The sequence below is a fragment of the Candidatus Woesearchaeota archaeon genome (genome assembly GCA_003694805.1).
Lineage (GTDB): Archaea > Nanobdellota > Nanobdellia > Woesearchaeales > J110 > J110.
The window spans coordinates 1-4,501 of record RFJU01000050.1 but is presented as its reverse complement, the minus strand read 5'-3'; the positions used below and the strand labels follow the sequence as shown (position 1 = coordinate 4,501).

General features: G+C 50.3%; 3 protein-coding genes. All 3 read left to right on the top strand.

Annotated elements, in window-relative coordinates:
* The first annotated feature begins 653 nt into the window (after window positions 1-653).
* The 3 genes from D6783_02020 to D6783_02010 all read left to right on the top strand — a co-directional run bounded on the left by D6783_02020 (window position 654) and on the right by D6783_02010 (window position 4,320).
* A complete protein-coding gene (locus D6783_02020; GenBank protein ID RME53429.1) occupies window positions 654-1,280 on the top strand; it encodes a Kae1-associated serine/threonine protein kinase in 627 nt (208 codons plus the stop codon).
* Between the two features lie 24 nt (window positions 1,281-1,304).
* Complete coding sequence (locus tag D6783_02015) at window positions 1,305-3,095, top strand: hypothetical protein (protein RME53428.1); 1,791 nt, start codon at window positions 1,305-1,307, stop codon at window positions 3,093-3,095.
* A gap of 259 nt (window positions 3,096-3,354) precedes the next feature.
* Window positions 3,355-4,320, top strand: a complete 966-nt coding sequence (locus tag D6783_02010; protein ID RME53427.1) for a hypothetical protein — start codon at window positions 3,355-3,357, stop codon at window positions 4,318-4,320.
* Window positions 4,321-4,501: the final 181 nt, after the last annotated feature.

Here is a 4,501-nt window from a genome sequence, read left to right as displayed (position 1 = left end):
TTTCTATATAGAAAATATTTCAAAACCGTTCCTGGAGAACAGGAACAACCAAGCCGACGACAAGCGACTGAAACGCCTTCTTTAGGCAAACACCTACCAACCCCCAACAAACCCATAAATGACTACTTTCTAGTAGCGAAAAATATAAAAAGGGGTTTTCACTTTGCAGGGAAACACCCTTCCAACGCTGAAAAACGGAACAAACGCCAATGATCGCACAAACCACCAATAGCAAGACAGCCACGCCATTGGAAACACTTATAAAACACCACTTCCTTAACTGGTCAAACAATGGCACCAGGAACAACACCAGCAGCTCCAACCACAACACACCAGAACAAAAACAATGAAAGACCAATTCGAAACCTACGAAGACTTGGACATCGAAGAAATACGAGGCAAAAAGAAAAAGCCAGACATCACACTCCTCAACTCAAAGAAAAAACTCAGTTCATTCGAGCTCGACGAGCTCTTTCTTGAAGAACCAGACTTCGACTTCTGAGCACGCCCTTGAACGGACGTGCAACCAAAAAAAGGGACGCAAAGGAACCAAATAAGCGGCCCGCTGCAAAAACACAAACACCTCTACCCACCATCTCCTCAACAATCTTTCCAAAACCTTTTATACCACACAACACGCCCCTGAGAACGCCATGACCATCATCGCACAAGGGGCCGAAGCCATCATCGAACAAGAAGGGGACACCATCATCAAAAAACGCATCCCGAAACGCTACCGCCACCCCCAAATAGACCTCGCCCTCAGAAAAGCACGAACGAGACGAGAAGCAAAAGTCATCGCCAAACTCCCCATCCCCGGCCCGCAACTCATTACAACGAACAACACCGACACCATCACCATGACCGCCATCAACGGACCCAAACTCGCAGAGGTCCTCGACAACCAACCCCTCCTTGCCAAAACCATAGGAACACTCACTGCCACGCTCCACGACCACAACATCATCCACGGCGACCTCACCACCAGCAACATGCTCCTCCACAACAACACCATCTATTTCATCGACTTCGGCCTCTCCTTCTTTAGCACCCGCATCGAAGATAAAGCCGTCGACATCCACCTCTTCAAACAAGCCCTCGACAGCAAACACCACCTCGTCGCGACACAAGCGTACCACCTCTTCCTCGAAAACTACCGCCCAAAAGAACGAGAAGCAATCCTCACCCGCCTCAAACAAGTCCAAGCAAGAGGACGCTACAAAGCCACACCTTCCAAAAAACAACCAAGCAGCAAACAGCCAACTCCAAAAAAACAATAAGAAACAAGAAACCACCCCGGCACCATGAAACGCAAACTATTCACAGCCACCCTCATCCTTCTCGCCACCCTCGCCCTCACCCTCCTCCAACCAACGCTCCAAACCAAAACCGGCACCATCACCCTCCTCACCGTGTCAGAAACTGCAAAAAAAGGAGGAACAGCAACCCTCCAACTCTTCATCAAACCAGGAACAGGATCAATATTCCTCGACTCCCTCCCCCTCAGCAGGCTTGACACGCAAAGCAGCACCCGCTACGCCAACCAAATCGCGTGCGACTACCTCGACAAAGACTGCAGCCAATACGACTTCTTCTACCGCATCAGAGCAGACAGCAACATCGTCGGCGGACCCTCCGCAGGAGCCGCCATAGCCATCCTCACCATTAGCACACTCACCGGCACCCCGCTCAAAGACGACGTCGCTATTACCGGAACTATCAATTCTGGAGGCATCATCGGCCCCGTCGCCGGCATCACAGCAAAGGCACGAGCAGCAAAAGAAGCAGGATTTCACACCGTCCTCATACCAAAATTCGAAATCCCCGTCAACGACACCAACGAAACGATTGAAGGCATCACCCTCATACCAGTGAGCACCCTCGACGAAGCCCTCCTTTATTTCACCGAAAAAACATGGAACACCGTCAATGGCAACATCACCCCTCCTCCCTCGTACACGCAACGCATGCAATTCGTTGCAAAAACCCTCTGCCAACAAACCAAACACCTCCAAGAAACACTCCTCCAAAAAAACATACTTCTCCCAGAAGGAAAAAACTACACCAAACGAGCCAGCATGGCACAACAGCAAGGAAACTACTACTCCCAAGCAAGCCTGTGCTTTTCCAACAACCTCCAACTCCGCACAGCACTCCTCAACCATACCACAAAGAAAGAACAGCTTGAACTCTTCGTGAAAACAAGAAATGAAGCAATCAAACTCGAACACCACATCGACACCCTCCCCCTCACAACAATCACCGACCTGGAAACATACATCATCGTCAAAGAACGCATCAGGGACGCCAAAGAACGGGTGGCCCTGCGCAACGCGAAAAACCTCACCGCAGACAATGTGGCCTACGCCATCGAACGCCTCAATTCAGCACGGAGTTGGACGACCTTCTTTGGCATGCCCGGCAAAAAAATATCTCTTGAACAAGACAACCTCAAAGAAGCCTGTCGCGAAAAAATCAGCGAAGCGGAAGAACGCATCAGCTACGCAGAACTCTACTTCCCCCAAATCCTGCGTGATGCAAAAAAAGACCTCTCCGCCGCGTACGGCGACGCAGAACAAGGAGCATACGCGCTCTGCCTCTTTTCAGCCTCGCGCGCAAAAGCAAAAGCAAACCTTTTCTCCTCGCTTCTCGGCGTCAACAAAAACCTCATAGGCAACGTCACTCAAGAAAAACTCGCAACAGTTGAAAAACTCCTCATCAAACAACAACAACGCAACACCTTCCCCATCCTCGGGTATAGCTACTACGAATATGCAAAAGAACTCCTCCCCTACGACCCTGCCTCAGCGATAACCTTTGCAGAATACGCTCTGGAACTTGGCAACCTTGCACCCTATTTCCCGGAAAAGAAAAACACCATTATCAGCAAAATAAAGACGAGCGCGGCGACCCTCACCCCGTACTTGCTCGGCCTCCTCGGCGGCATAGCCTTCGCCACCTTCCTCAACTATCAAACGCCGAACATTCCAGCGCGGACAAGAGAAAAAACACTCCGACGCCGAAGGCAGGCACAGCGAAGGACGCAGCAAAAGAAAAGCAGCAACAACAAAAAAAGAACAAAGAAGAACGCATAGACGCAAAAAAACCCCGTGACTTTTTTCTCAGTCGTTCTGAAGCGAGAGAAGAAAAAACCCAGGAAACCCCAGGCACGAAGCCCGAGGTCTCCCCGGGAAAAAGAGGTGAGTTAGAACCTCTCTATTTGTGTGCACGAACTCATATAAATACCTTTCTATTTTGTTCTTATTCCTAAATAGTTACTAAAAATTTCGATTTTTCAGTGGCAACTTAAAAAAAAGAAAGGTCAAAAAGACACGCTAAACCCCGCCAACACCAATGTCGAACCTGCCACAACACCACACACAAAGACGCCCTACAAACTTCTTCGCAACACTCCTCGTCACCGCCCTCGTCCTCCTCTCCTGCACCAGCCAGCACCCCAACCAACCCCTCCCTTTCGAGAATGGCACCATAACCGCCTTCTTCTGCCCGCACGATTGCAACAACACCCTCACCAACCTCGCCGCCGCCTACCCCTCCATGACCTGCGCGTTCTACGACCTGGACAGCACCCTCCCCCCAACCCTCTTTCCGAACACGGCACACATCTTCGTCTACACCAAGAACTTCGAAGGACGAGGAACACCCCTCACGACACCGAGAACCATGCACAACAAATTCTGCATTCTCAACGACCACCTCGTCTGGACCGGGAGCATGAATCCAACCAGCCGAGGCATCTACCAAAACAACAACAACCTCGTCCTCATCAATTCAACCTGCATCACACAAAACTACCAACAAGAACTTGACGAACTCCTATCCGGAAACGACCGGCAAACACCCTGCCCCGTCGTGAACCTCAGCGGCGCCATCATCGAAACCGCATTCTGCCCTGAAGACCGCTGCAAAGAAGCCCTCCTCCACCACCTCTCTCTCGCCCGACAAAGCATACACTTCATGACCTTCAGCTTCACCCTCGAAGAAGCCGCCAACCTCCTCATCAACAAACACCACGCAGGCGTCAACGTCACTGGCATCTTCGAAAAGCGCCAACAACACTACAGCGTCAAAAACACGCTTGAGAACGCAGGAATAACAACCTACTGGGACGCGAACCCCGCAAGCATGCACCACAAAGTCTTCATCATCGATGAGAAAACCGTCATAACAGGCAGTATGAACCCCTCCAAAAACGGCGTGCAACGAAACGATGAAAACCTCGTCATCATCCACGACAAAGCCACAGCAGCAGCATTTCTCAAAGAATACTTCCGCCTCCAAACCCGAGCTGAAAAATAACAACAAGAACAACTCGACCTTCTTTACAGGCTAGCGGCAATCATCAAACAAGAAAGCCAACACTTTTAGAAAAAGAAAAAAGGAAAAAAAGGAAAGAAAAAGAAGGAAACGCTTCGCGCCGACCGCGACGAGCTTCTCCCTGATTACTCGGTTCTCACATCCAGGTTCGGCAAGCAAAGCT

Excerpts from the sequence above, each read along its gene's own strand:
- D6783_02015 (RME53428.1), top strand. The coding sequence starts at position 1,305 with ATGAAACGCAAACTATTCACAGCCACCCTCATCCTTCTCGCCACCCTC.
- D6783_02010 (RME53427.1), top strand. The coding sequence starts at position 3,355 with ATGTCGAACCTGCCACAACACCACACACAAAGACGCCCTACAAACTTC.
- D6783_02020 (RME53429.1), top strand. The coding sequence starts at position 654 with ATGACCATCATCGCACAAGGGGCCGAAGCCATCATCGAACAAGAAGGG.